19 protein-coding genes are annotated in these 25,558 nt (G+C 57.1%); 12 read left to right on the top strand and 7 right to left on the bottom strand.

Annotation, left to right across the window (positions count from 1 at the left end; all coding sequences use genetic code 11):
• Window positions 1-19: 19 nt before the first annotated feature.
• Both ACFQW4_RS19235 and iolB read left to right on the top strand, forming a co-directional pair.
• Window positions 20-1,525 carry a CoA-acylating methylmalonate-semialdehyde dehydrogenase gene (locus tag ACFQW4_RS19235; RefSeq protein ID WP_192236963.1) on the top strand — a complete coding sequence of 502 codons (1,506 nt, stop codon included), beginning with the start codon at window positions 20-22 and terminating at the stop codon, window positions 1,523-1,525.
• 24 nt (window positions 1,526-1,549) lie between these two features.
• Window positions 1,550-2,365 (top strand): 5-deoxy-glucuronate isomerase, encoded by an 816-nt coding sequence (gene iolB / locus ACFQW4_RS19230; RefSeq protein WP_377726753.1) that lies wholly within the window; start codon window positions 1,550-1,552, stop codon window positions 2,363-2,365.
• 72 nt (window positions 2,366-2,437) lie between these two features.
• Here the strand turns inward: iolB and ACFQW4_RS19225 are convergent, their stop codons facing one another.
• Window positions 2,438-3,283, bottom strand: coding sequence for a MurR/RpiR family transcriptional regulator (locus ACFQW4_RS19225; RefSeq protein ID WP_192414806.1), 846 nt, complete (start codon window positions 3,281-3,283; stop codon window positions 2,438-2,440).
• Window positions 3,284-3,614: 331 nt separating this feature from the next.
• Window positions 3,615-5,528 carry a 5-dehydro-2-deoxygluconokinase gene (gene iolC, locus ACFQW4_RS19220; RefSeq protein WP_101762693.1) on the bottom strand — a complete coding sequence of 638 codons (1,914 nt, stop codon included), beginning with the start codon at window positions 5,526-5,528 and terminating at the stop codon, window positions 3,615-3,617.
• A 549-nt stretch (window positions 5,529-6,077) separates the two neighbouring features.
• Here iolC and iolD point away from each other — a divergent pair.
• From iolD to iolE, 3 genes are all read left to right on the top strand, one after another.
• Window positions 6,078-8,012: a 3D-(3,5/4)-trihydroxycyclohexane-1,2-dione acylhydrolase (decyclizing) gene (iolD, locus tag ACFQW4_RS19215; RefSeq protein WP_192236966.1), complete on the top strand. Its 1,935-nt coding sequence runs from the start codon at window positions 6,078-6,080 to the stop codon at window positions 8,010-8,012.
• A 68-nt stretch (window positions 8,013-8,080) separates the two neighbouring features.
• A complete protein-coding gene (locus ACFQW4_RS19210) occupies window positions 8,081-9,094 on the top strand; it encodes a Gfo/Idh/MocA family protein (protein WP_377726747.1) in 1,014 nt (337 codons plus the stop codon).
• 65 nt (window positions 9,095-9,159) lie between these two features.
• The gene (gene iolE, locus ACFQW4_RS19205) at window positions 9,160-10,056 is read left to right on the top strand and encodes a myo-inosose-2 dehydratase (protein WP_008107936.1); all 897 of its coding nucleotides are present in this window, start codon (window positions 9,160-9,162) and stop codon (window positions 10,054-10,056) included.
• A 131-nt stretch (window positions 10,057-10,187) separates the two neighbouring features.
• Here the strand turns inward: iolE and glpD are convergent, their stop codons facing one another.
• Window positions 10,188-11,696, bottom strand: a complete 1,509-nt coding sequence (gene glpD / locus ACFQW4_RS19200) for a glycerol-3-phosphate dehydrogenase (RefSeq protein WP_110867634.1) — start codon at window positions 11,694-11,696, stop codon at window positions 10,188-10,190.
• Window positions 11,697-11,924: 228 nt separating this feature from the next.
• On the opposite strand from glpD, the gene glpE reads away from it, so the two are divergent.
• The 5 genes from glpE to malQ all read left to right on the top strand — a co-directional run bounded on the left by glpE (window position 11,925) and on the right by malQ (window position 18,573).
• The gene (gene glpE / locus ACFQW4_RS19195) at window positions 11,925-12,251 is read left to right on the top strand and encodes a thiosulfate sulfurtransferase GlpE (RefSeq protein ID WP_008107933.1); all 327 of its coding nucleotides are present in this window, start codon (window positions 11,925-11,927) and stop codon (window positions 12,249-12,251) included.
• Between the two features lie 32 nt (window positions 12,252-12,283).
• Complete coding sequence (glpG, locus tag ACFQW4_RS19190; protein WP_110867722.1) at window positions 12,284-13,108, top strand: rhomboid family intramembrane serine protease GlpG; 825 nt, start codon at window positions 12,284-12,286, stop codon at window positions 13,106-13,108.
• A gap of 42 nt (window positions 13,109-13,150) precedes the next feature.
• Window positions 13,151-13,909 carry a DeoR/GlpR family transcriptional regulator gene (locus tag ACFQW4_RS19185; protein WP_008107931.1) on the top strand — a complete coding sequence of 253 codons (759 nt, stop codon included), beginning with the start codon at window positions 13,151-13,153 and terminating at the stop codon, window positions 13,907-13,909.
• Window positions 13,910-14,084: 175 nt separating this feature from the next.
• Entirely contained in the window at window positions 14,085-16,490 is a 2,406-nt protein-coding gene (malP, locus tag ACFQW4_RS19180) for a maltodextrin phosphorylase (protein WP_377726741.1), read from the top strand.
• 28 nt (window positions 16,491-16,518) lie between these two features.
• The gene (gene malQ, locus ACFQW4_RS19175; protein WP_377726738.1) at window positions 16,519-18,573 is read left to right on the top strand and encodes a 4-alpha-glucanotransferase; all 2,055 of its coding nucleotides are present in this window, start codon (window positions 16,519-16,521) and stop codon (window positions 18,571-18,573) included.
• Between the two features lie 39 nt (window positions 18,574-18,612).
• On the opposite strand, the gene nfuA is transcribed toward malQ, so the two are convergent.
• Both nfuA and gntX read right to left on the bottom strand, forming a co-directional pair.
• Window positions 18,613-19,188, bottom strand: a complete 576-nt coding sequence (gene nfuA / locus ACFQW4_RS19170; RefSeq protein ID WP_064741235.1) for a Fe-S biogenesis protein NfuA — start codon at window positions 19,186-19,188, stop codon at window positions 18,613-18,615.
• A gap of 58 nt (window positions 19,189-19,246) precedes the next feature.
• Entirely contained in the window at window positions 19,247-19,924 is a 678-nt protein-coding gene (gene gntX / locus ACFQW4_RS19165) for a DNA utilization protein GntX (RefSeq protein ID WP_101762685.1), read from the bottom strand.
• A gap of 35 nt (window positions 19,925-19,959) precedes the next feature.
• On the opposite strand from gntX, the gene bioH reads away from it, so the two are divergent.
• Complete coding sequence (gene bioH / locus ACFQW4_RS19160) at window positions 19,960-20,730, top strand: pimeloyl-ACP methyl ester esterase BioH (RefSeq protein WP_222235075.1); 771 nt, start codon at window positions 19,960-19,962, stop codon at window positions 20,728-20,730.
• Here the strand turns inward: bioH and ACFQW4_RS19155 are convergent.
• On the bottom strand, window positions 20,714-22,399 hold the full coding sequence (locus ACFQW4_RS19155; protein WP_377726732.1) for an alpha-amylase family glycosyl hydrolase: 1,686 nt from the start codon (window positions 22,397-22,399) through the stop codon (window positions 20,714-20,716). The genes bioH and ACFQW4_RS19155 overlap by 17 nt on opposite strands.
• Before the next feature lie 113 nt (window positions 22,400-22,512).
• Window positions 22,513-24,840, bottom strand: coding sequence for a Tex family protein (locus tag ACFQW4_RS19150; RefSeq protein WP_377726894.1), 2,328 nt, complete (start codon window positions 24,838-24,840; stop codon window positions 22,513-22,515).
• 192 nt (window positions 24,841-25,032) lie between these two features.
• On the opposite strand from ACFQW4_RS19150, the gene greB reads away from it, so the two are divergent.
• Window positions 25,033-25,521, top strand: a complete 489-nt coding sequence (gene greB, locus ACFQW4_RS19145; RefSeq protein WP_101762682.1) for a transcription elongation factor GreB — start codon at window positions 25,033-25,035, stop codon at window positions 25,519-25,521.
• Window positions 25,522-25,558: the final 37 nt, after the last annotated feature.

Below are 25,558 nucleotides of genomic sequence, written 5' to 3'. Positions count from 1 at the left end.
ACATCTAAGAGGCAACGACATGACTATCGTAGGAAACTTTATCGGCGGCAAAATTACCCACAGCGCCAGCAATGAAACCATTCCCGTGTACGATCCGGCGACCGGCAAAGTCGTGCGTGAACTGACGCAGAGCACCGCTGCTGAAGTGGAAAAGGCGATTGAAGTCGCGCATGCCGCCTTCCCGGAATGGTCGAAAACCGCGCCGTTGCGTCGTGCCCGTGTGATGTTCAACTTTAAAGCGCTGATGGAAAAACATCGCGAAGAGCTGGCGGCACTGATCGTGTCTGAGCACGGTAAAGTGTGGTCCGATGCGCTGGGTGAACTGACGCGCGGTATCGAAGTGATCGAGTATGCCTGCGGTATTCCACATCTGATTAAAGGTGAGAACTCACCGAGCGTGGGCACCGGCGTTGACAGCTATTCGCTGATGCAGCCGGTCGGTGTTGTCGCCGGTATCACCCCATTTAACTTCCCGGCGATGGTGCCACTGTGGATGTTCCCCATCGCGCTGGCGTGCGGCAACACCTTTATCCTCAAGCCACCGGCGCTGGATCCTTCTGCATCTGTGCGCATGGCCGAACTGCTGAAAGAAGCGGGCCTGCCGGATGGCGTATTCAACGTGGTGCATTCGTCTAACGAAGATGCCGAGCAGCTTTACAAAGATCCGCGCATCGCCGCAGTCAGCTTCGTGGGTTCTTCCGGCGTAGCGGAGCACATCTATAAAACTGCCAGCGCCCACGGTAAACGCGTGCAGGCGTTTGGCGCGGCGAAAAACCACGCCATCGTGATGCCCGATGCCGATCTCGATGCCACCGTGAACGCCATCATGGGCGGCGCGTTTGGTTCAGCGGGTGAACGCTGCATGGCGCTGCCGGTTGTGGTTGCCGTGGGTGATGACACCGCAGACAAACTGATTGCGCGTCTGACGCCGCTGATCAAAGCGCTGCGCGTCGGTCCTGGCATCCAGAAAGGTACCGAAGAGAATGAAATGGGGCCGGTGGTTTCTGCTGCGCACCAGAAGAAAGTGCTGGGCTACATCGACAAAGGTGAGCAGGAAGGCGCGAAGCTGGTGGTTGATGGCCGCGGCATCCAGGTTGCTGGCCATGCAGAAGGTTACTACGTTGGCGGCACGCTGTTCGACAATGTGACGTCGGATATGACCATCTGGCGCGAAGAGATCTTCGGGCCGGTGCTGAGCATCATGCGTTCCAGCGATTACGACAGCGCACTGCAGCTGGTTAACAGCCACGAATTCGGTAACGGCAGCGCCATCTTCACCAGCAACGGCCACACCGCGCGTGAGTTCGTGCAGAACGTCGAAGCTGGCATGGTTGGCGTCAACGTGCCGGTTCCGGTTCCGATGGCGTTCCACAGCTTCGGCGGCTGGAAGCGTTCGGTATTTGGTGCGCTGAACGTGCACGGTCCAGACGGCGTGCGTTTCTACACCCGCATGAAAACCGCCACCGTGCGTTGGCCGAGCGGCCAGCAGACCGTATCTGAGTTCAGCATGCCGACGCTGGGCTAATTTCGCTCAACAAGGAGGAACAGGATGTCTCTGATTTCGAAAGCGCAAAAACCCGACAGCAACGGCCGCATCCAGCACGTCACGCCGGAAAGCGCGGGCTGGGAATATGTCGGCTTCGACGCTTATCTGCTGAAAAAAGGGCAGAGCCTGAAGCTGAGTAGCGGCGACAAAGAGTTGTGTCTGGTGCTGGTGGCGGGCTTTGCGTCGGTGAAAACCCGTCACGCCGAGTTTCCGAATCTGGGTAAACGTCTGTCGCCGTTTGAACGCACTCCGCCTTACTCAGTTTACGTACCGCATAACGACGAAGTGGAAGTGTATGCGGATAGCAATCTGGAGCTGGCGGTGTGTAATGCACCGAGCAGCGGCAACCTGCCGGCGCGACTGATTGCGCCGGAAGATGTTGGTGTTGAGCAGCGTGGTAAAGGGCGTAATCAGCGTCTGGTGCACAACATTCTGCCGGACAATAAAGAGGCCGACAGCCTGCTGGTGGTGGAAGTTTACACCGATGAAGGCGCGACCAGTTCGTACCCCAGCCACAAGCACGACCAGAAAAACAGCCCGGACGAAACCTATCTGGAAGAGACCTACTATCACCGTTTCGATCCCGAGCCAGGTTTCGCCATGCAGCGCGTCTATACCGACGACCGTTCACTCGACGAGTGCATGGCGCCGTATAACCGCGATGTGGTGACGGTGCCGCGTGGCTATCATCCGGTGGCAACCATTGCCGGGTACGATAACTACTATCTCAACGTGATGGCGGGTCCAAAACGTCTGTGGAAATTTACCTGGGAGAAGGATCACGCCTGGGTGAACAGCGACCAGTATCCGCGTTCGTAGATTGCACATCAATGTAAGAAGGGCAGCCAGGTGGCTGCCCTTTTTTGTTAGCTGGTCGACTCTGCGAAGAGATTATTCGCTGGCCACGTTGTTGTTCAGCGCCAGCGACACGGCGAGCGTCTGTGCCAGACACAGCGAAGCGACCTGCGAACGGAAGCCATCCACTTGCGCTTCACGCACCACAAAACACACATCGCTGAAGGCAGCCAGCGGGCTGACCTGGCTGTCGGTGATGGCGATCAGATGCGCGCCACGTTTGGCACCCAACTCAACCAACTCCACCGCTTCACGCGCGTATGGCGAATAGCTGATGGCGATCACCACGTCTTTCGGGTTCACCATGCTCAGCTGCTCGGTGAACATGCCGCCGAGGCCGTCGATCAGGAACGCACGACGCTCCAGATGGCGCAGCGCATACACCAGATACGATGCCACGCTGAATGAGCGACGCAGGCCGATGATGTAGATGTTCTCGGCTTCATCGAGCATTTTCACCGCGCGGTTGAGCTGGTCTGGATTGACCTGCATCGCCAGCTGTTGCAGCGCCTGGCTGTTGACCATGGTGAAGACGTTAAGGATTTCGGCCGGGCTTTCGGGTGAAGTGGCGCTGTCGTCGGTGGCGGTCTGGCGGAACAGACGTGCGCGCTCGGTATAGTTAACGGTCTCTTCCATCAGGTGCTGACGGAAAACCTGTTTCATTTCGTTGAAGCCGCTGAAGCCAAAGGCGTTGGCAAAGCGGATCAGCGTCGAGGGCGGCACATCGGCATGTTGTGCGATGGAAGCAACGGTATCGAAAGCGATGCTGTTACTGTTATCAAGGATATAACGAGCCACCTGCTTCAGGCGTTTGCTCAGCGTCTCATAGCGACGACGGATCTCGTCCTGTAACAAGGTTAATTGCGTTGGATTATTGGTCATTACTTCGGCCCGCTAGAAAAGAAAATATGGCTGGATAATGAGCGCTATAGTACCAGATGGATGGAAAATTTCATTTGTTTGACATCATCGTGACGCTTATTTCATCGGTTTATGAAATGCCTCACAGAATATGCAGGTTTTCCCCTCACCCTAACCCTCTCCCGCAAGCGGGCGAGGGAACCGTCTTGTGCGGTACACCGGATCGCGTTCAATACTCAACAATTGCTGGATCGGTCCCTTCTCCCGCTGGCGGGAGAAGGCGAGGATGAGGGCCAGCGAGCACAATCAAAAAAGCGGCCAATTGGCCGCTTTTTCCCAGCTAACTTCGCACTTAACCGCGCACAGCGCGCCAGTAGCCGATCAACCGCAGGTAATTCCCTTTCACGGTCTCAACCAGCGCTGTATCATCCAGCTCGCCTTGCAGCCACTGGCGTGACGGCTGGCCGAAGATGGTGCGGCCTACCGCGAAACCCTTCACCCACGGCGCTTGCGCTGCGGCGGCGAAACCGGCTTTCAGCGTCTCTTCCGGGGCATCGAGGCCCAGCAGCAGAATGCCGCGGCAGTGCGGATCGTTCTGCTCGATCAACCCGCTGATTGCCTGCCAGCTTTCGGCAGACAGCGGCGGCAGTTTCCACCAGTCTGGCTGAATGCCAAGGCTGTAGAAGTGGCTCAGCATGTCGTAATAGTAGGATTCGTTACGGTCCGGATTGCTCTCCGGCAGAATCAGTTCCAGCAGCAATTCGTGCCCGCTCTTGTTACAGCCATTCCACACATCGAGCACCAGCTCATCCTGCTCTTTACGCAGTTCCGCACTGTCGTGCGGATGGTAGAACACCAGACATTTCACCACGTGCTCGGCTGGCCAGTCGACCAGCTGTGAGCCGATGTTGCCGTGTTCAAGGCGCAGCGGACGTGAACTTGGCAGCTCAATTGGACGCCCAATCCACCAGTTTTTACCGGTAATCGCGTTCAGCGCTTTCTGGCCGTAAGTGGTGTCCGCGAGGATGCCGCTCTTTTCATTCAGGCCGGCTTCATTGGCCGCTTCTTCTGCGGCACGCAGCAGCAGCAGTTTCAATTCTGGGATGCGCGCTTCGCTGACGCCCGCTTCGCGCGCCATATCAGCCAGCTGTTTGCGATGGTCGAAGGCGAACACATTCAGCTCTGGCCACTGCTGTTTACGCGTGGTGACGCGATGCAGGTGATTGAGACGTACATCAAGATCCGGACGTTTCACCTCTTTATCGCGGCTTAGGAAATCATCCAGCTCTTCTTTGGTCGGCATCGCCGGTGCACAGCCGTGGCGCGAAACCACCAGCGCGCCACAGGCGTTCGCGTAACGGCACGCTTGCTCCCAGCTTTCATCATTCAACCAGCCGCGCAGCAGGCCAGACATAAAGGCATCGCCCGCACCCAGCACGTTCAGCACTTCAACGCGCACGCCGCTCTGCAGTTTGGTCTGTTCCCAACTATCCGGGATCTCGCCCTCAAACACCACGCAACCCAGCGGACCGCGTTTGCACACTAATGTGGCCTGGCTCGATTGACGCACATTTTTCAGCGCGGTCAGCGTATCGGTGCTGCCACCGGCGATATGGAACTCTTCTTCCGTTCCGACCACCAAATCGAAATAGTGCAGCACTTCCTGCAGCTGTTGCGTCACTTCGCCCGATTCAATGAAACGCGTTTCGCCGTCGCCGAGTGAGGTCAATCCCCACAGTACCGGACGATAATCGATATCCAGCGCGGTGCGCAGGCCGTTGCGTTTGGCGATATCCAGCGCTTTCAGTACGGCGGCGCGGGTTTGCGGATGCGAAAGGTGCGTGCCGGTGACGGCGACCGCGCGTGAAGAGGTGATGAAATCTTCGTTAATATCTTCCGGCACCAGCCCCATATCGGCGCAGTTGTCGCGGTAGAAGATCAGCGGGAAGCTCTCTTCATCTTTGATCCCAAGGATCACCAGCCCGGTCAGGCGCTGCTTATCGGTAATCAGGCCATCGGTATTGCAGCCCGCACGTTGCAGCTCTTCACGCAAAAAGCGGCCGTTATGCTCGTCACCTACGCGCGCCAGCATCGCCGATTTCAGGCCCTGGATCGCCGTACCGTAGGCCACGTTGCCGGAAGACCCGCCGAGATATTTGTTGAAGCTGGTCATATCTTCCAGGCGTGATCCAATTTGCTGACCGTAGAGGTCGACGGCGATGCGTCCGATACAAATCACATCAAGCCGCTTCTGTTGTGTACTCATACCTATTGTTTCCTTCTGTGATAAGCAGACACTGCGGGCGCTGCCGCCCAACGTCGAGCGCTTTGCTTCCGGGTTCTCAAGGTGCCTGATTGGCTTTGGTCGCAGTATGAGGAATAAAAATTCCAAATTCAATATGAAATGAAACATCCATCACGATTTTGTGAGCCAGGTAAAACTCTGACCAGGCCGCAAAGCGGCGTTGGAATCGTCGGGAGTTTCAGTGATAGTCAGGCTTGTGAGCCAGGTCTCAGGAAAGTGCTGGCGAATCAAGGAAGCTACTGAAGTGAAATGAAATTTCGTTATGACCTGCAAATGACCTGTTACTGTTCCACTTTTCCCCCTTTCGCGGCTTGCGCAGCCCACGTTTCATTGCTGAATTTGATCTCCATCGCAAAATGAAATGTTTCTTCTGTAATCGTGTTTAATGAAAAAAATATTTGTTTATAATCGCCTCACGTTTCACTTAATCCGCGGGCGCCGTGAACGGCAGTTTTTACCCGAACCGCGATGTACCTCGCCGCAGGTACCAGCATGTAAAGGAAGAAGCATATGGGCACAATCAGACTCACCACGGCACAGGCGCTGGTAAAATTTCTTGATAACCAATACCTGAACGTTGACGGCGTTGAAACCAAATTTGTGAAAGGCATTTTTGCCATTTTCGGTCACGGCAACGTGCTGGGATTGGGACAGGCGCTGGAGCAGGACAGCGGCGATCTGGTGGTGCATCAGGGCCGTAACGAGCAGGGCATGGCGCACGCCGCCATTGGCTTTGCCAAGCAGTCGCTGCGTCGTCAGATTATCGCCTGTACCTCATCGGTCGGTCCCGGCGCGGCCAACATGATTACCGCTGCTGCCACCGCGACCGCCAACCGCATTCCTTTACTGCTGCTGCCGGGCGATGTGTTCGCCACGCGCCAACCGGATCCGGTATTGCAGCAGATCGAACAGAGCCACGATCTCAGCATCAGCACCAATGACGCGTTCCGCGCGGTGAGCAAATACTGGGATCGCGTCAGCCGCCCGGAACAGCTGATGACTGCCTGCATCAACGCCTTGCGCGTGTTGACCGATCCGGCAGAAACCGGCGCGGTGACGATTGCGCTGCCGCAGGACGTGCAGGGCGAAGCCTGGGACTTCCCGGAATACTTTTTCCAGAAACGTGTGCATCGTCTGGATCGCCGCTTGCCAACGGCCGCGCAATTAGAAGATGCGCTGGCGCTGATTGCGCGTAAACACAAGCCGCTGATCATTGTCGGCGGTGGCCTGAAATATTCCGATGCCGGGGATGCGCTGCTGAAATTTGCCGAGCGCTTCAACATTCCGTTTGCCGAAACTCAGGCCGGTAAAGGCACCATCGTTTCCGATCACCCGCTCAATGTCGGCGGCGTGGGCGAAACCGGCTGCCTGGCGGCCAACCTGCTGGCGAAAGAGGCCGATCTGGTGATTGGTATCGGTACGCGTTACACCGACTTCACCACCGCGTCGAAATGGATTTTCCAGAATCCGGACGTCAGCTATCTGAACCTCAACGTCAGCAACTTCGACAGCTACAAGCTGGATGCGGTGCAGCTGCTGGCGGATGCGCGTGAAGGTTTAACCGCGCTGGAAAGCGGGCTGCAAGGTTTCGAAAACCATTGGGGCGGCCAGATTGAGCTGTCGCAAAGCAAGCTGTTGAAAGAGACGCAGCGCGTCTATGCCGCCACCTATAACACCGACGATTTCATTCCGGAAATCGCCGACCACGCCGATCGCGAAGCGCTGTTTGCCGAGTTTGAGCGCCTGACGAAATCGGTGCTGACGCAGAGCAGCGTGCTGGGCACCTTAAACGAGCAGCTCCCAAAGGATGCGGTGATCGTCGCGGCAGCGGGCAGTCTGCCGGGCGACCTGCAGCGCGTGTGGCGCACCAAAGATTACAACTCGTACCACGTTGAGTACGGCTACTCCTGTATGGGTTATGAAGTGAATGCCGCGCTGGGCGTAAAGCTGGCGCAGCCGCAGCGTGAAGTCTACGTCATGGTTGGCGACGGTTCGTTCATGATGCTGCACTCCGAGCTGGTCACGTCGATTCAGGAAGGGGCGAAAATCAACGTGGTGCTGCTGGATAACATGACCAACGGTTGTATCAACAACCTGCAGATGGAACACGGCATGGACAGCTTCACCACCGAGTTCCGCTTCCGTAATCCGGAAGGCGGCAAGCTGGATGGCGGCTTTGTGCCGGTGGACTTCGCGGCGATCGCCGGCGGTTACGGCTGCAAAACCTACCGCATTACCACGCTGGAACAGCTGGAAGCCGCGTTGATCGACGCGCAGAAGCAGACCGTTTCCGTGCTGTTCGACATCAAAGTGCTGCCAAAAACCATGGTGCACAAATACTTCAGCTGGTGGCACGTCGGCGTGGCGCAAACCTCTACGTCAACGCGCACGCAAGAAGTGGCCGACAACCTTAACGTGCATATCGAACAAGCCCGTAAGTATTAAAACCTCTTTTAGGCCGGAGCTCTCCGGCCTTGTTTTACCCTAACTTATCCGACTCTACAGGTGTAATTATGACGCTCAAACTCGGTGTAATTGGTACCGGTGCAATTGGTCAGGAACACATTCGTCGCTGCAATAACGTTTTGCAGGGTGCGAAAGTGGTGGCGGTTTCTGATATCAACATAGAAGGCGCGCGTGCTGCGCTGCAACGTCTGAATATCGAAGCCGAGGTGTATCAGGATGGTCATCAGGTGATCAACTCGCCGGAAGTCGATGCCATTCTGGTGACGTCCTGGGATCCGACCCACGAAGAGTTTACGCTGGCGGCAATCGCGGCCGGCAAACCGGTGTTCTGTGAAAAGCCGCTGGCGCTGAGCGCTGAAGGTTGCCGTCGCATTGTGGATGCCGAGATCAAACACGGTAAACGTCTGGTGCAAGTGGGCTTTATGCGCCCGTACGATGCCGGCTATCGCGCGCTGAAAAAAGTGATCACCGACGGTGAAATCGGCGAACCACTGATGCTGCACTGCGCGCACCGCAACCAGAGCGTCGGCGAGAATTACACCACCGACATGGCGATCACTAACACCCTGATTCACGAGCTGGACGTGCTGCGCTGGCTGACCGAAGACGACTACAAAACCGTGCAGGTGGTGTTCCCGCGCACCACGTCGAAGTCTCATGCCAGGTTGAAAGATCCGCAGATCGTGCTGTTCGAAACGCAGAAAGGTATCCGCATTGATGTGGAGATCTTTGTTAACTGCGCGTACGGCTACGACATTCAGTGTGAAGTGGTGGGCGAAGAGGGCATCGCTAAGCTGCCGGAGCCTTCGGCTATTCAAACGCGCAAAAACGCGCGTCTCGGCGTGCCGCTGCTAACCGACTGGAAAGACCGTTTCATTGATGCTTATGACGTTGAGCTGCAAGCGTTTATTAATGACGTGAAAGACGGCCAACTGACCGGACCTTCTGCCTGGGATGGTTTTGCTGCCTCCGTGGCCGCCGATGCCTGCCATAAAGCGCAGAACAGCGGCGCGATTGAGCCGGTAACCATGCCGCCGCGTCCGGATTTCTACGCCAAATAACTGAGCTGTGCGCTAAATACTCCTCGGCGGCTCAGCGGCCGCCTCTGTGAATCAGGGACAACAACATGAACAAAGACAACGTTAAACTGGCGATCGCGCCAATCGGCTGGACTAACGACGACATGCCAGAGCTGGGCAGCGAAAACACCTTCCAGCAAACCGTGAGTGAAATGGCGCTCGCGGGCTTTACCGGCAGCGAAGTGGGCAGCAAATATCCGCGCGATCCGGCGATTCTCAAGCCGATGCTCGATATCCGTGGCATTCAGATCTGCAACGCCTGGTTCAGCACCTTCTTCGCCAACGGCGACAAAGCGAAAACCATCGACGAATTTACCAATCACATGAATTTCCTGCATGCGATGGGCGCGCGCGTGATTGGTTGCTCCGAGCAGAGCAAAAGTATTCAGGGCACCACGCTGGCGGTGCTGGAGCAGAAGCCGATTTTCAGCGATGAAGAGTGGCGTTTAACCGCGGAAGGCTACAACGAGCTGGCGGAGATCGCCGCGAAAAAAGGCATGCGTTTGACGCTGCACCACCACATGGGCACCGGCATTCAGACGCCAGCCGAGATTGACCGCTTTATGGAATCGACCAATGAGAATGTTGGCCTGCTGTACGATACCGGCCACATCTACTATTCCGAAGGTTCACAGCAGGCGATGCTGGATGTGCTGACCAAATATCTGCCGCGTATTTTCCACGTGCATCTGAAAGACGTGCGTGACAGCGTGGTAGCCGAAGTGCGTGAGAAATCGCTGTCGTTCCTGGACGGCGTGAAGAAGGGGACTTTCACCGTGCCGGGCGATGGCGTGATCGATTTTAAACCGGTGTTCAAAATCCTCGATGATTACGGCTATAAAGGCTGGATGGTGGTGGAAGCGGAGCAGGATCCGGCGCTGGCCAATCCGTTCGAATATGCGGTAAAAGCGCGTAAATACATCCGCGAGAATGCGGGGTTGTAAGGGCAAATGCGCGCAATGCATTGCGCCGCTACGGGATGTGCACGCATTCGTAACGGCGCGATTTATCGCGCTGTTTTCCATAAAAAAAGGCCGTTATCCCATCAGGATAGCGGCCTTTTAATTGGCTGAGATTATGACGCTAACGACAACGCCGGTTTCTGTGCGTTGACCGCCAGCCACTCGGCAATGCGCGCCTGCTCGGCTTCGTTCAGCCACATACCTTGTTTGGTACGACGCCAAATCGCATCATCCAGCTCGCGTACCCATTCGTTTTTCACCAGGTAACGCAGCTCGGCTTCGTAGAACTCGTGACCGAAGTTTTCACCCAGATCGTCGATGCTCTTCGCGCCTGCCAGCAGCTCTTCGGTGCGGCTGCCGTAAGTCCGCGCAAAGTGACGCGCCATCCCTTCGCTAATAAACGGATAGCGACGACGCAGGCTGGCGGTGTAATCCTCGCGTGAACCGGAGAAATCCCCGCCCGGCAATACCGCGTTTTTGGTCCACGCCGGGCCGATATTCGGGTAGTATTTGGTCAGTTTCTCGAGCGCATGTTCCGCCAGCTTACGATAGGTGGTCAGCTTGCCGCCGAACACGGACAGCAACGGCGCCTGGCCATTGTCGTCATGCACATCCAGCGTGTAATCACGGGTGATGGCCTGCGGCGAATCCGATTCGTCATCGCACAGCGGACGTACGCCCGAGTAAGTCCAGACGATGTCATCTTTGCTCAGCTGCTGTTTGAAGTGTCCATTGAACACGTTCAGCAGGTAGCTGATTTCGTTGTCATCGATCTTCACGTCTTTCGGATCGCCTTTGTACTCCACGTCGGTGGTGCCGATGATGGAGAACTCATCCATCCACGGAATCACAAACACGATACGGTTATCTTCGTTTTGCAGGATATACGCCTGCTTTTCGCGATGGACGCGCGGTACCACAATGTGGCTGCCTTTGATCAGACGAATGCCGTACGGCGATTTCAGCTTCAGGCCATCGTCGAAGAACTCTTTTACCCACGGACCGGCCGCATTGACCAGACCTTTGGCGCGCCAGGTGTAGGTTTTACCGCTGTCGATATCTTCGGCTTCCACCATCCACAAACCGGCTTCACGCCAGGCGCGGGTCACGCGCGTGCGGGTGCGTACTTCGCCGCCCTGTTTTTCCACTTCCTGCGCATTGAGTACCACCATGCGCGCATCATCAACCCAGCAGTCAGAATATTCGAATCCGCGCGTGATCTCTGGCTTGAGGGCCGAATCCGCGCCAAAACGCAGGCTCTTACTGCCCGGCAGCGTGGTGCGTTTGCCGAGGCGATCATACATAAACAGGCCCATGCGGATCATCCACGCCGGACGCAGATGCGGACGGTGCGGCAGACGGAAGCGCATCGGGAAGGCGATGTGCGGGGCCATTTTTAGCAGCACTTCACGTTCTGCTAACGCTTCGCCCACCAGGCGGAATTCATAGTGTTCAAGGTAGCGCAGGCCGCCGTGAATCAATTTCGAGCTGTTGGAGGAGGTTGCACAGGCCAAATCCCGCGCCTCCAGCATCAGCACCGACAGTCCGCGTCCTGCAGCGTCCACTGCAATGCCGGCTCCGTTAATGCCGCCGCCGATCACGATCAGGTCTTTGGTTTCCACGTCATCTCCTCCGATGTTCGGAATAGTTCTAAAATGTTCGTTTTCGAGCGTAATAATAATCGGAAACCAACATCTACGCCAGCGGTTAACTGAATAAAAACATTTTTGCGTGATATAGCTAACATTCCGACAGGAAAAAAATCACATAACCACAGGACTTGTCAGGTTATCGCGGCGCGTTCTCAGGTTAAACTAGGCGCTAATTGTGATGAAGTAATGAGAGACACCATGGAAACCTTCGAGTGTATTAACGTCCTGCAGGCGCAAGAGCATCTGGCACAAGGTGCGCAGCTGGTGGATATCCGTGATCCGCAGAGCTTTATGATGGGCCACGCGGCGGGCGCGCAGCACCTGACCAACGACAATCTGGCGGATTTCATCGCCAACGCCAATCAGGCTTTGCCGGTGCTGGTGATGTGCTATCACGGCAACAGCAGCAAAGGCGCGGCGCAGTTCCTGCTGGGCCAGGGATTCAGCGCGGCGTACAGCATTGACGGCGGATTTGATGCCTGGCGCGCGGCATTCCCGGCGCAGGTTGCCCTCGGCGACGCCTGAGCCCATCGCATAAGGAAGGAGATCACCGCATGATGCGCATCACCCAGTTCAATAATCCGCGCATGGCGCAGGCGTTTGTCGACTACATGGCGACTCGCGGCGTGACGCTACGCATTGAGCGCGAAAGCCACTTTGTCATTATGTTGGATGACGAAAGCAAGCTGGAGAGGGTCGAAAACGAACTCGCGCAGTTCGTGCGCGATCCCAACCATCCGCGCTATCAGGCGGCCAGCTGGCATAGCGGCAACACCGAAAGTGGCTTGCGCTACGAGCGCACCCACATCTGGGCGAGCATTCGCGAACGCGCAGGTCCGCTCACCATGACCATCATGATCGCCTGCGTCGCGGTATTTATCCTGATGCAGATCGTCGGTGATGATGTGGCGCTGGATTGGCTGGCGTGGCCGGCGGATTCTTCGCAATATTTCCAGGTGTGGCGCTGGTTTAGCCATGCGCTGCTGCACTTCTCGCTACTGCATATCCTGTTCAACCTGATGTGGTGGTGGTATCTCGGCGGTGCGGTCGAGAAGCGTCTCGGCAGCGGCAAGCTGTTTGTGATTATGCTGATCTCGGCGCTGCTAACCGGCTGGATGCAGGCCAAGTTCAGCGGCGTGCTGTTTGGTGGTTTGTCGGGCGTGGTTTACGCGTTGATGGGTTACTGCTGGCTGCGCGGCGAGCGCGATCCCGAAAGTGGTATTTATCTCGAGCGCGGCCTGATTGGCTTCGCGGTCGTATGGTTGGTGATTGGCTGGTACGGCGCATTTGGTCTGTCGATCGCCAACGCCGCGCACGTCACCGGCTTGCTGGTGGGTTTAGCGATGGCATTTGTTGATACGCGTAAGATTACGCGTCGTTAGCAGCACCAATAAAAGAAGCGGCCACGAGCCGAGGAGAGAGATGTGAAGCAGACGCAACGTCATGACGCCATTATCGATCTGGTCCGGCGTCAGGGATATGTCAGTACCGAAGAGCTTGTTGATCACTTTGAAGTCAGCCCGCAAACCATTCGGCGTGACCTGAACGACCTGGCCGATCAGAACAAAATCATGCGCCATCACGGCGGGGCGGCGCTGCCGTCCAGCTCAGAAAATACCGCATGGCAGGATCGTAAAATGATGTGGTCGGCGGAGAAAGCGCGCATCGCCGAGCGCGTGGCGAGCCAGATCCCTGATGGCGCCACGCTGTTTATTGATATCGGCACCACGCCGGAAGCGGTGGCGCATGCGCTGCTCAATCACAATAATCTGCGCGTCGTCACCAACAACCTCAACGTGGCGATTCTGCTGATGGCGAAACCTGATTTCCGCGTGATTATCGCCGGCGGCGAAGTGCGCACGCGCGATGGCGGCATCATGGGCGAAGCGACGCTGGACTTCATTTCGCAGTTTCGCCTCGATTACGGCATTCTCGGCATCAGCGGCATTGATATGGATGGTTCGCTGCTGGAGTTCGATTATCACGAAGTGCGCACCAAACGCGCCATCATCGAAAACTCGCGCTGCGTGATGCTGGTGGTGGATCACTCGAAGTTTGGCCGTAATGCGATGGTCAACCTCGGCAATATGAGCCTGATTGATTACATGTATACCGATCAAAGCCCGCCGGCCAGCGTGCTGAAAGTGATTGAACAGCACGAAGTTCACCTCGAACTTTGCTAATGCCGTAGCGGCGCAATTTATTGCGCGATAAATCGCGCCGCTACAAAAATCAGCACCGATTTTTTTCACCGCACCTGCATTTCCCTGTCGCTTTTTTCTGCGCCCCCAGCTTTACTTATCCATTCACCTCTTGCGCTCGCCCGGCTTTACCGTTAACGGACTCGAAGGGATTGATATGTCGCAGCAAAAATTCAATAAAACACGTTTCGACGCCGCGCTCACCCGCCAATGGCAGCATCTCGGACTCACTTCCGCCCAGCAAATGACACCGCAGCAATGGTGGCAAGCGCTGAGCCGCGTGCTGGCAGAAATGCTGGCGACGCAGCCACCTGTGCCAGCCAAACACGGGCAGCGCCACGTCAACTATCTGTCGATGGAGTTTCTGCTGGGGCGTTTGACCGGCAACAATTTGCTCAATCTTGGCTGGTATAACGAAGTGCAAGCCGCGCTGGCGGAACATCAGGTTGAGCTGAGCGAACTGCTGGAAGAGGAGGTGGATCCGGCACTCGGTAACGGCGGATTGGGGCGTTTGGCCGCTTGCTATATGGATTCGATGGCGACCGTCGGCCAGGCTGCGATGGGCCACGGCCTCAACTATCAATACGGCCTGTTTCGTCAGACGTTTGCCGACGGACAGCAGCAGGAAGCGCCGGATGACTGGCAGCGCGATCGCTATCCGTGGTTCCGCTACAACGCCGCGCTGGATGTGCAGGTAGGCCTCGGCGGCAAGGTCAAAGAGAACCACGATGGTAGCCTCAGCTGGCGACCTAAAATTCACCTCAAAGGCGAAGCCTGGGATTTGCCGGTGGTGGGCTATCGCAACGGTATCACGCTGCCGCTACGCCTGTGGAAAGCCAGCAGCGCGCAGCCGTTCGATCTCAACGCGTTCAACAACGGCCAGTTCCTGCAGGCTGAGCAGCAAGGCATTGCAGCCGACAAGCTGACCAAAGTGCTCTATCCCAATGATAATCATGCCGAAGGTAAGCGGCTGCGCCTGATGCAGCAGTATTTCCAGTGCGCCTGCGCGGTGGGCGATATTCTGCGGCGTCATCATCTCGCCGGGCGCGCCATTCGCACTTTGCCAGATTTCGAAGTAATCCAGCTTAACGACACGCATCCCACCATCGCCATCCCGGAGATGCTGCGCGTGCTGCTGGATGAGCATCAACTGAGTTGGGACGATGCGTGGCATATCACCAGCCGCACTTTTGCTTACACTAACCACACGCTGATGCCGGAAGCGCTGGAGCGCTGGGATGAGAAGCTGGTGCGCGACCTGCTGCCGCGCCATATGTTGATCATCCGCGAGATTAATCGCCGCCTGAAAAAGATAGTGAAGCAACGGTGGCCAGACGATAAAGCGATCTGGCACAAGCTGGCGGTGGTGGCTGATGGTCAGGTGCGTATGGCGAATCTGTGCGTGGTGAGCTGTTTCGCCGTCAACGGCGTGGCGGCGCTGCACTCCGAGCTGGTGGTGAAAGATCTGTTCCCGGAATATCACCTGCTGTGGCCGAACAAATTCCATAATGTGACCAACGGCATCACGCCGCGCCGCTGGTTGAAACAGTGTAATCCGCTGCTGGCGACGCTGATCGATGACAGCCTGCAGGTTGAGTGGGCCAACGATCTCGATGCGCTGGCGTGGCTGGCACCTTTCGCCCGCAAGAAGGCGTTTCGTCAGCAGTTTCGCGACATCAAGCAGCAAAACAAACAGCGGCTGACGCTCTACGTCAAGCGCGTGACCGGCATTGATATCAATCCGGATGCGCTGTTTGACGTGCAGATTAAGCGACTGCATGAGTACAAACGTCAGCACCTCAGTTTGCTGCATATGCTGCACTGCTATCGCCAGCTGCGCGACAACCCGGATAACCCCGACTTCGTGCCGCGCGTGTTCCTGTTTGGCGCCAAAGCCGCGCCCGGCTACTACCTCGCCAAAAATATCATCTATGCCATCAACAAAGTGGCGGAGGTGATTAACAACGATCCACTCGTCAGCGATCGCCTCAAAGTGGTGTTTATCCCGGATTACCGCATCACCGCCGCAGAGCTGATGATTCCGGCCGCCGATCTCTCCGAGCAGATTTCCACCGCCGGTTATGAGGCTTCCGGCACCGGCAATATGAAGCTGGCGCTGAATGGCGCGCTCACTATTGGCACGCTGGACGGCGCCAATGTGGAGATTGCTGAAGCGGTGGGCGCGAAGCATATCTTTATCTTCGGCAACAGCGTGGATGAGGTGAAAGCGCTGAAGGCGGGCGGCTACAGCCCGAAAAAGCTGCGTAAACAGAATCCTTATCTGGATGGTTTGCTGAAGGAGCTGGAGAAGGGCAAGTTCAGCGAGGGCGATAAGCATGCGTTTGATTTGATGCTGCAAAGCCTGACCAAAAATGGCGATCCCTGGCTGGTGCTGGCCGACTTTGATGCCTACATCGCCGCGCAGCAGCGGGTGGAAGCGTTGTGGAAAAACCCGGACGCCTGGACGCGCGCAGCGATCCTCAATACCGCTCACACCGGCCGCTTCAGCTCTGACCGTTCAATTCGCGATTATCAGCAGCGGATTTGGCAGGCGGCCCGATAAAGACACGATTGATGATTTTGGAGACACGATGACGCTCAACAAGCTGGACCAGGCGACACAGGATGCCGGCATTTCGCTGCGCTTTATCAATGCGCACGGCGAGCCGGAAACCATCAGCGATGAGACCAAACGCGCGTTGCTGGCAGTCATGGAAACGCCAACCGGTAAAGCGCCACCGCTGCCGCCGGTGCAGGTATTTGCCGCTCGCAGCAAGCGCCAACTGACGCCACAAGGCAGCGGCACCTTTTCCTGGCAGCTACAAACCGAACAGGGCAAAAGCTTCAGCGGCGAAGTGCAGGGCGGAGAACCGCTCACACTGCCGCCACGTCTGTCACAAGGTTATCACCAGCTCACGCTGCGCAAAGGTCGCCAGCAGTGGCAAACGCGCATCATCATTGCGCCACGCCGCTGTTTTATCCCGGCATCAGTCGAGCAAGGCGAGAAACTGTGGGGCGCGTTAGTACAGCTTTACACGCTGCGATCGGATGACAATTGGGGCATCGGTGACTTCGGCGATTTGGCGCAAATGCTGGAGAACGTTGCCAATAATGGCGGTGACTTCGTTGGCCTTAATCCTTTGCATGCGCTTTATCCTGCACAGCCAGAACATGCCAGTCCTTACAGCCCAACCTCGCGTCGCTGGCTCAACGTGCTGTATATCGACGTTAATCGGCTGGAGGATTTTCAGCGTAGCGAGGCAGCGCAGCGTTGGTGGCAAAGGGCGAAAACACGCAAAGCGCTGGATCAGGCGCGCGCGGCTGAGTTTGTCGATTACAGCGCGGTGGCCAAACTGAAATTGGCCGCGCTGCGCTTTGCCTGGCAACGCTTTCAGCCGCGCGCCGCTGAAGATGCCGGATTCCAGCAATTTATCGTTGAGGGCGGCGACCATCTGCGTTATCAGGCGGCGTTTGATGGCATTCTCGCCGAACGCAGCCAGCAGCATCCTGATGAATGGGGTTGGACCAACTGGCCGGAAGGCTGGCGCAACGCTTTGCTGCCGGAGGTGCAGCAATGGTGTGCGGAACACGAAGAGGAGATTCAATTCTGGAGTTGGTTGCAGTGGGTGGCACAAGAGCAGTTTGCCATCTGCTGTCAAATTAGCCAGCAGCTTGGCATGGAAGTGGGATTATATCGCGACTTAGCGGTCGGCGTGGCGCAAGGCAGCGCGGAAACCTGGCAGGATCCGGAACTGTATAAACTCGGCGCTTCCGTTGGCGCACCGCCGGATCGCCTCGGTCCGCAGGGGCAAAACTGGTGTTTGCCGCCGCTCGATCCACATGTGATGCGCGCGCGCGGCTATCAGCCTTTTATCGACCTGCTGCGCGCCAATATGCGTGACTGCGGCGCTTTGCGTATCGATCACGTGATGGCGCTGCTGCGCTTGTGGTGGATTCCCTACGGCGAAAGCGCGGATAAAGGCGCTTACGTGGCCTATCCGGTTGAGGATCTGCTAGCGATCCTTGCGCTGGAGAGTCAGCGCCATCGCTGCATGGTCATTGGCGAAGATCTCGGCACGGTGCCAAAAGAGATCGTCAGCCTGCTGCGCAAAAGCGGCATTTTCTCGTGGAAAGTGTTGTTCTTCGAGCAGCACGGCGATGGCAGCTATCGTCAGCCGCAAGAGTATCCCGTGCAGTCGATTGCCAGCGCCAGTACCCATGATTTGCCGACGTTGGCGGGATTCTGGAGATATGAGGATCTTTTTCTGGGTCACAAACTGGGCTTGTACCAGGAGAGCGTATACATGTCATTGCTAAGGCAAAGGGATACACAAAAACAGGCGCTATTGGATGTGCTGCATCAGATGAATACGTTGCCTGCGCGCCACGGTACCGTTGCCAGCCGATTGTCCTTCACACCGATGCTCAATCGCGGCTTCCACCGCTATCTGGCGCGCACTAACAGCGCATTGCTGGGGCTGCAACCTGAAGACTGGCTTGCTATGACTTCACCGGTCAACGTGCCGGGTACGGTAGATGAATATCCAAACTGGCGGCGCAAGTTAAGCGTCACAATCGAAAAGATGTTTAGAGGAAACGTGCCGGGCTTATTGAATGCGGTGAATACCGGGCGCAGGAAGCGTTGAAGAACGCGCGGCAGCGTCGGGTCGCTGCCGCGTGCTTAATCAGTAGTACGAGTGCTCGCCGCGCTGGTGCTCGGTCAAATCGCGCACGCCTTTCAGCTCAGGGAAGGCTGCCAGCAGCTCTTTCTCGATGCCATCTTTCAGCGTGACGTCGATCATCGAACAACCGTTACAGCCGCCGCCGAATTGCAGAATGGCGATGCCGTCATCGGTGATTTCCATCAGCGATACGCGACCGCCGTGACCAGCCAGCTGCGGGTTAATCTGCGCTTGCAGCAGATATTCCACGCGTTCCACCATTGGCGCATCGTCAGAGACTTTCCGCATTTTGGCGTTAGGCGCTTTCAGCGTCAGCTGCGAACCGAGGTTGTCGGTAACAAAGTCGATTTCCGCGTCATCGAGGTACGGTGCGCTCAGCTCATCAACAAAGGCTGACAGTTTTTCGAACTTAAATTCGGTATCAGTCGCTTCTACTGCATCGGGTGGGCAGTAAGAAACACCGCATTCTGCGGTTGGCGTACCCGGATTAATGACGAATACGCGAATCTGAGTGCCATCTTCTTGTTTGGACAGCAATTTTGAGAAGTGCTCTTGCGCAGCATCAGTAATAACGATCATGGCGATTGCTCAATAGTTGACTAAATTACTTGGTTATAATACGCCCAACACCGACGCTCTACAAGGTACGGCACAGGCAACCAATGTGTACGCTGGCCGCGCCTTGCGCCAGCAGGATGCGGCTAATTTCCGCCACGGTACTTCCGGTCGTCACAACATCGTCGATAAGCAGGATATGGCGTCCGCGCACCGGCATTTCAAGGCGAAACGCGCCGCGCAGGTTCTTTTTGCGCGCGCTGGCGCTCAATGAATGCTGAACTGCGCCCTGTCGCACCCGCTTTACCGCTTCGCGATATTCACAGCCCAGCCAGCGAGCCAGCGGTTTTGCTAGCAGCGCCGCCTGATTGTAGCCGCGTTGCCAGGCGCGCCGACGATGCAGCGGTACGCTCAGCACCAAATCTACACGCGGCAGCCGGTAATCACGACGCATTGTTAACAATTTTAACAAAATCAGCCGCGCCAGCATCACTCTGAGTGCGGTTACGCGAGAAAACTTCAGCTGCTGCACCCAATCGCTCAGCGGCGGCAGGTAATCGCTGACGCAGCTCAGACTCTGCCACGGCGGCGGGCGGCGCAGGCAGCGCCCGCAGGGCTGCATTCCACTGGCCGGTAAACCGCAGCAGGGACAGAGTGCCGGTAGCCGCGGAATTTGCTGCACGCAGCGGCTGCACAAACCGTGGCTGGCAATCTGCAACGGCAGGCGGCATAGCCAACACAGGGCCGGGATTGGTAGCATAGCGACCTCCTTATCACTTTTCCGGAGTGTAACCGATGAGTTCGCTTTACTGGCACACCACAGGCACGGGCGATCGCGATCTTGTGCTGCTGCACGGCTGGGGTTTGAACGCCGAAGTGTGGCAAAACATCGTTCCGCGACTCAGCTCGCATTTTCGCCTGCATCTGGTGGATCTGCCGGGCTTTGGCCGCAGCCAGGGTTTTGCGCCGCTGACCTTAGCGGAAATGGCGCAACAGCTGTTGCCGCAGTTACCCGACCGCGCGGTGCTGCTCGGCTGGTCGCTGGGTGGATTGGTGGCCAGCCAGCTGGCGTTAACCCAGCCGGAGCGCGTTGCAGCGCTGATCACCGTTGCCTCATCGCCGTGTTTTACCGCGCGTGATGTATGGCCCGGCATCAAGCCCGAAACGCTGCAAAATTTTCAGCAGCAGTTGAGCACGGATTTCCAGCGCACCGTTGAGCGCTTTCTGGCGCTGCAAACCATGGGCACGGAGAACGCGCGACAGGATGCGCGTCAGTTGAAAGAGGTGGTGTTATCACAGCCGATGCCGTCGGTTGCGGTGCTGGAAGGGGGATTAGAGATTTTGCGTCAGGACGATTTGCGTGCCGCGCTCGACGATCTACCGCTGCCGTTCCTGCGTATTTACGGCTATCTCGATGGGCTGGTGCCGCGTCGTATTGCAGAAGTACTGGATTCACGCTGGCCAGCTTCATCCTCGGTGGTGATGGAGAAAGCCGCGCATGCGCCTTTCATTTCTCACCCCGATGAATTTACGCAGCTGATCATGACGTTTACCGCAGCCACATAAACTGCCACGCAGCCAGCGTTAAGGGCTGGCTGCCATCCAGCTTCTCCCCGCTAATCACATCCTGCATACGCCGCGCCAGCGGTAACTGTGTCGTCACCTCATGACGGCTGAGATTAAACACACACAGCAAACCCTCATCGCTATCCGGCTGATGGCGACGCAACACCAGCAGGCTATTTTCGCTTTCCAGCAGCGTCATCGGGTTATCGGGATGAAACGCGGGTTGCCGCGTGCGCAGTTGAATCAGCGCGCTCAGGCGTTCATACACCTGTTGGCGCAGCGGGTTGCCGCCGCTGATCCACTGTTCCATTTCACGCAGGCTGTACTTCTCCCGGTTGATGGCACGGTTGTGACCGGCGGCGCGCACGCCTTCATTATCGTTGCGCGAGCCAAGAATACTTTGAATGTAAATCGCCGGTACGCCAGGAAACGACAGCAGAATCGCGTGTGCCAGCAGGAAGCGGCGCAAACGCGTGTCATCGTCGTCGTCCTGCTGATTGAGCGCATCGAAATAGGTGACATTGATTTCGTAAGGGCTGGTGGTGCCATCGGCATTGTTCTTGTAGGAGACCAGCGCGCCTTCCAGCGCTAAATCACGCACCAGCGCCACAATCTCCACTTCCGACAAAATGCCGCGCGCCGGATTGAGTCCAATGCCGTCGTGCGAGGCGAGAAAGTTAAAGAAAGTGGTGGTGCCACCGCCTAAATCCAGCGTGCTGGCCCATTGACGCAGCGCACGCGCCGATCCGGAATGAATGGCGTGCAGCACCAGCGGCGGCAGCGAAAACTGATACACCATTTGCGCTTCATCTTTGCCGTTACCGAAATAGCTGATGTTGTCTTTGTGCGGCACGTTGGTTTCGGTGACGATCACCGTGCCGGGCGCCACTTCATTGGCAATGGCGCGAAACAGCTTCACCAGCTGATGCGTTTTCGGCAGGTGAATGCAGTTGGTGCCCGGCGTTTTCCACATGTAGCCCACCGCGTCGAGCCGCACATAATCCGCGCCTTTGTTCAGGTAGTCGAGCAGCACATCGACCATGCGAATCAGCACTTCCGGATTGCCAAAGTTGAGGTCGATCTGATCGGCGCTGAAGGTGGTCCAGATATAGCGCGTCTCGCCGTCGGCCATCGCAAACGGTGTGAGCAGCGGCGAGGTGCGTGGACGCGTCACCGCGCTGAGATCGGTCGCCGGCGGCATGCTGATAAAGAAATCATCCCAACCCGGATCCTGCGCCAGAAAGTGTTGAAACCAGCGGCTGTGCGCCGACATGTGGTTGCAGACAAAATCAAACATCAGCCGCGTTTCGCTGTGCAGCGCGCTGATATGCTGCCAGTCGCCGCAAATCGGATTGACCTGGTGATAGTCGATAACCGAGAAGCCATCGTCGGAAGAGTAGGGAAAGAACGGCAACAGATGCACCAGACTGAAAGTGGATTGCAGATGCTGCTGATAAAAACGTGAGAAGCTGGCAAGGGTTGGCTGTTCAGGTTCGCGGAATTGATCGGCATAGGTAATCAGCACCACATCTTTCTCATCCCAGTGCGCCTTGCGCGGCAGTTTTGCCGTATCGCGCGCGGCACGAATGTGTGAAAGCAGGCGTTCACGCGCCGCGACCGGAAAGCTGCCGTGATAAATCTCATCGATTAAGGCGTTGATAATATCCATGGATCGCTGGGCCACGCGGAAGGTTATTTTTTCAGCGTAGTTGGATGAGGAGATTTATCAAGCTGATACGCGCAGAGACGAGGGTTTCTCCGCGCGTTATTTACGGCAGGAACTTAGCGTTTTTTACCGAATGCCGCGGCGAGCGCATCACCCATCGCGCTGTTGCCTGCCGGAGCGCCGGCAGGTTTGCCGCGGCCTTTGTTATTGGCCGCCGGGCGGGCGTTTTCTTTGCCTGCGCTGCGGTTGCTGCCGCGGGCATTGCTTTCACCAGGCTGCTCGTCCAGACGCATGGTGAGCGCAATACGCTTACGCTGCATATCCACTTCCATCACCTTCACTTTGACGATATCGCCGGCTTTCACCACCTGATGGGGATCTTCAACGAACTTGTCGGAAAGGGAAGAGATGTGCACCAAACCATCCTGATGCACGCCGATATCGACGAAAGCACCGAAGTTGGTGACATTGGTGACGGCGCCTTCCAGCACCATGCCCGGCAGCAGATCGTTGAGCGTTTCCACGCCTTCAGCAAACTGCGCGGTTTTAAACTCCGGACGTGGATCGCGGCCCGGTTTTTCCAGCTCTTTGATGATGTCTGTGACCGTTGGCAAGCCGAAGCGCTCATCGGTAAAGTCGCGGGCATTCAGATCGCGCAGTCCGCCAGCATTGCCCATCAGCTCATTCAGCGCCTGCTCGGTGGCGGCCAGAATGCGCTCGACCAGCGGATAGGCTTCCGGGTGCACAGTTGAGGCATCCAGCGGGTTATCGCCGTGGTTGATGCGCAGGAAGCCCGCGCACTGCTCAAAGGCTTTCGGCCCGAGGCGGCTCACTTTCAGCAGCTGCTGACGGTTCTGGAAGCGGCCATTTGCATCGCGCCAGCTGACAATATTCTGCGCCATCATGCGGGTTAAACCGGCGACGCGGGTCAGTAGCGCCACAGACGCGGTGTTGAGATCGACGCCCACGGCATTTACGCAGTCTTCCACTACCGCATCCAGCTTCTTCGCCAGCTGGCTTTGGCTGACGTCGTGCTGATATTGGCCTACGCCGATCGATTTCGGATCGATCTTCACCAGCTCAGCGAGCGGGTCCTGCAGGCGACGCGCGATGGAAACCGCGCCACGGATGGAAACGTCGAGATCCGGGAACTCCAGCGCCGCCAGCTCAGAAGCGGAATAGACCGATGCACCGGCTTCGCTGACGATCACTTTCTGCGCGTTGATTTGCGGGAACTGCTTCTGCACGTCGAGGAAGAAGCGCTCGGTTTCGCGCGAGGCGGTACCGTTACCAATCGCCACCAGTTCAACCTGATGTTTGGCGCACAGCGCCGCCACAGCCGTGGCCGCTTTCGCCGCCTGGCCGGTGTGCGGATAAATGGTATCAGTGGCGACCAGCTTGCCGGTGGCATCTACCACCGCAACTTTCACGCCGGTACGTAAGCCTGGATCGAGGCCCATGGTGGCGCGCATGCCCGCAGGCGCGGCCATCAGCAGATCGTGCAGGTTACGGGCAAATACGTTGATGGCTTCATCTTCGGCGCGTTCACGAAGGGTGCCCATCAATTCAGTTTCGAGGTGCAGCAGCACTTTGATGCGCCAGGTCCAGCTCACCACCGCTTTACGCCAGCTATCCGCTGGCGCGTTATTCAGGCGCAGCTTGAGGTGTTCGGCGATCAGCGTTTCGCCATAGCTTTCACGCGGGGCTTCATCGAACTGCGGATCGGCATTCAGCGACAGCTGCAGCACGCCTTCATTGCGGCCGCGGAACATCGCCAGCGCACGGTGCGACGGTATGCCGCTCAGCGCTTCGTGGTGATCGAAGTAGTCGCGGAATTTTGCGCCTTCTTCCTCTTTACCTTCCACCACGCGCGAAACCACATGCGCGTTCTTCCACAGATATTCACGCACTTTCGCCAGCAGCGTCGCGTCTTCGGCAAAGCGCTCCATCAGGATGTAGCGCGCGCCATCCAGCGCAGCGCGCACGTCGGCGACACCTTTGTCGGCATCAACGTAGCTGGCGGCCAGCTGCTCGGGATCCTGCGATGGGTCCTGCCACAGCGTATCGGCCAGCGGTTCCAGACCGGCTTCAATAGCGATCTGTCCGCGCGTGCGACGCTTCTGTTTGTACGGCAGGTAAAGGTCTTCCAGCTCGGTTTTGTTCAGCGTGCTGTTGATGGCGGTGGCGAGTTCAGGCGTGAGTTTGCCCTGTTCGTCGATGGATTTCAGAATCGACTGGCGACGATCGTCCAGCTCGCGCAGGTAACTCAGACGGCTCTCCAGCAAACGCAGCTGGGTGTCGTCGAGTCCGCCGGTCACTTCCTTACGATAACGTGCGATAAACGGCACGGTGTTCCCTTCATCAAGTAAGCGAACGGCAGCATCAACCTGGTCGGCGCGTGCCTTCAGCTCACCTGCGATAATCTGGCTCAGTGAATCTTTCATCATCATTAACAATGCTTACACAGGGTTGGAAATAGCGGACAGTTATACGGAATGAGGCCGAAAATTGCCAGCCGGTGGCCCGTGAATCCGTCTTTTTCTGAATGCAGCGCGCGCAATCTTGCTGATGGTCAATCGGTCGCTTATTGTTAGCCTCTTTGCTGCGAAGAACCGCCGTCACCACGAGTTGAAGTCATGAAAACCCAACTGATTACCCGCGAAGGCTATAACAAGCTGCGTGCCGAACACGACCATTTGTGGAATGAAAAGCGTCCGGAAGTCACCAAAATCGTCTCCTGGGCGGCAAGCCTCGGCGATCGTTCGGAAAACGCGGATTACACCTACAACAAGCGTCTGCTGCGCCAGATCGATCGCCGGGTGCGCTATCTGCGCAAATGCCTCGCCGATCTGAAAATCGTCGATTACGCGCCGCAGCAGGAGGGCAAAGTGTTTTTCGGTGCCTGGGTGCAAGTGGAGAATGAACAGGGCGATGTGAAGCGTTTCCGCATTGTTGGCCCGGATGAAATTTATGGCGAGACGATGAAAGAGTACATCTCGATCGACTCGCCGATGGCGCGCGCGCTGATCAAGAAAGAAGTGGATGACGAAGTGGTGGTCAACACGCCGGAAGGGCAGAAGCTGTGGTTCGTCAACAGCATCGACTATGTCAAAGAGACGCCCTGAAACGGGTAATCGCCGTTGGTGTCGTACTCAACACTCT

This window comes from Pantoea sp. GCM10028869 (genome assembly GCF_042666835.1).
GTDB lineage: Bacteria > Pseudomonadota > Gammaproteobacteria > Enterobacterales > Enterobacteriaceae > Pantoea > Pantoea leporis.
This window is presented reverse-complemented; position numbering and strand designations above follow the sequence as displayed.

Bases quoted from the DNA above. Each gene is read 5' to 3' on its own strand.
- malP (WP_377726741.1), top strand. From the start codon at position 14,085: ATGTCGCAGCAAAAATTCAATAAAACACGTTTCGACGCCGCGCTCACC.
- ACFQW4_RS19225 (WP_192414806.1), bottom strand. From the start codon at position 3,283: ATGACCAATAATCCAACGCAATTAACCTTGTTACAGGACGAGATCCGT.
- ACFQW4_RS19155 (WP_377726732.1), bottom strand. From the start codon at position 22,399: ATGGATATTATCAACGCCTTAATCGATGAGATTTATCACGGCAGCTTT.
- bioH (WP_222235075.1), top strand. From the start codon at position 19,960: ATGAGTTCGCTTTACTGGCACACCACAGGCACGGGCGATCGCGATCTT.
- ACFQW4_RS19150 (WP_377726894.1), bottom strand. From the start codon at position 24,840: ATGAAAGATTCACTGAGCCAGATTATCGCAGGTGAGCTGAAGGCACGC.
- iolB (WP_377726753.1), top strand. From the start codon at position 1,550: ATGTCTCTGATTTCGAAAGCGCAAAAACCCGACAGCAACGGCCGCATC.
- glpG (WP_110867722.1), top strand. From the start codon at position 12,284: ATGCGCATCACCCAGTTCAATAATCCGCGCATGGCGCAGGCGTTTGTC.
- glpE (WP_008107933.1), top strand. From the start codon at position 11,925: ATGGAAACCTTCGAGTGTATTAACGTCCTGCAGGCGCAAGAGCATCTG.
- gntX (WP_101762685.1), bottom strand. From the start codon at position 19,924: ATGCTACCAATCCCGGCCCTGTGTTGGCTATGCCGCCTGCCGTTGCAG.
- malQ (WP_377726738.1), top strand. From the start codon at position 16,519: ATGACGCTCAACAAGCTGGACCAGGCGACACAGGATGCCGGCATTTCG.
- iolD (WP_192236966.1), top strand. From the start codon at position 6,078: ATGGGCACAATCAGACTCACCACGGCACAGGCGCTGGTAAAATTTCTT.
- greB (WP_101762682.1), top strand. From the start codon at position 25,033: ATGAAAACCCAACTGATTACCCGCGAAGGCTATAACAAGCTGCGTGCC.
- iolC (WP_101762693.1), bottom strand. From the start codon at position 5,528: ATGAGTACACAACAGAAGCGGCTTGATGTGATTTGTATCGGACGCATC.
- ACFQW4_RS19235 (WP_192236963.1), top strand. From the start codon at position 20: ATGACTATCGTAGGAAACTTTATCGGCGGCAAAATTACCCACAGCGCC.
- ACFQW4_RS19210 (WP_377726747.1), top strand. From the start codon at position 8,081: ATGACGCTCAAACTCGGTGTAATTGGTACCGGTGCAATTGGTCAGGAA.
- nfuA (WP_064741235.1), bottom strand. From the start codon at position 19,188: ATGATCGTTATTACTGATGCTGCGCAAGAGCACTTCTCAAAATTGCTG.
- iolE (WP_008107936.1), top strand. From the start codon at position 9,160: ATGAACAAAGACAACGTTAAACTGGCGATCGCGCCAATCGGCTGGACT.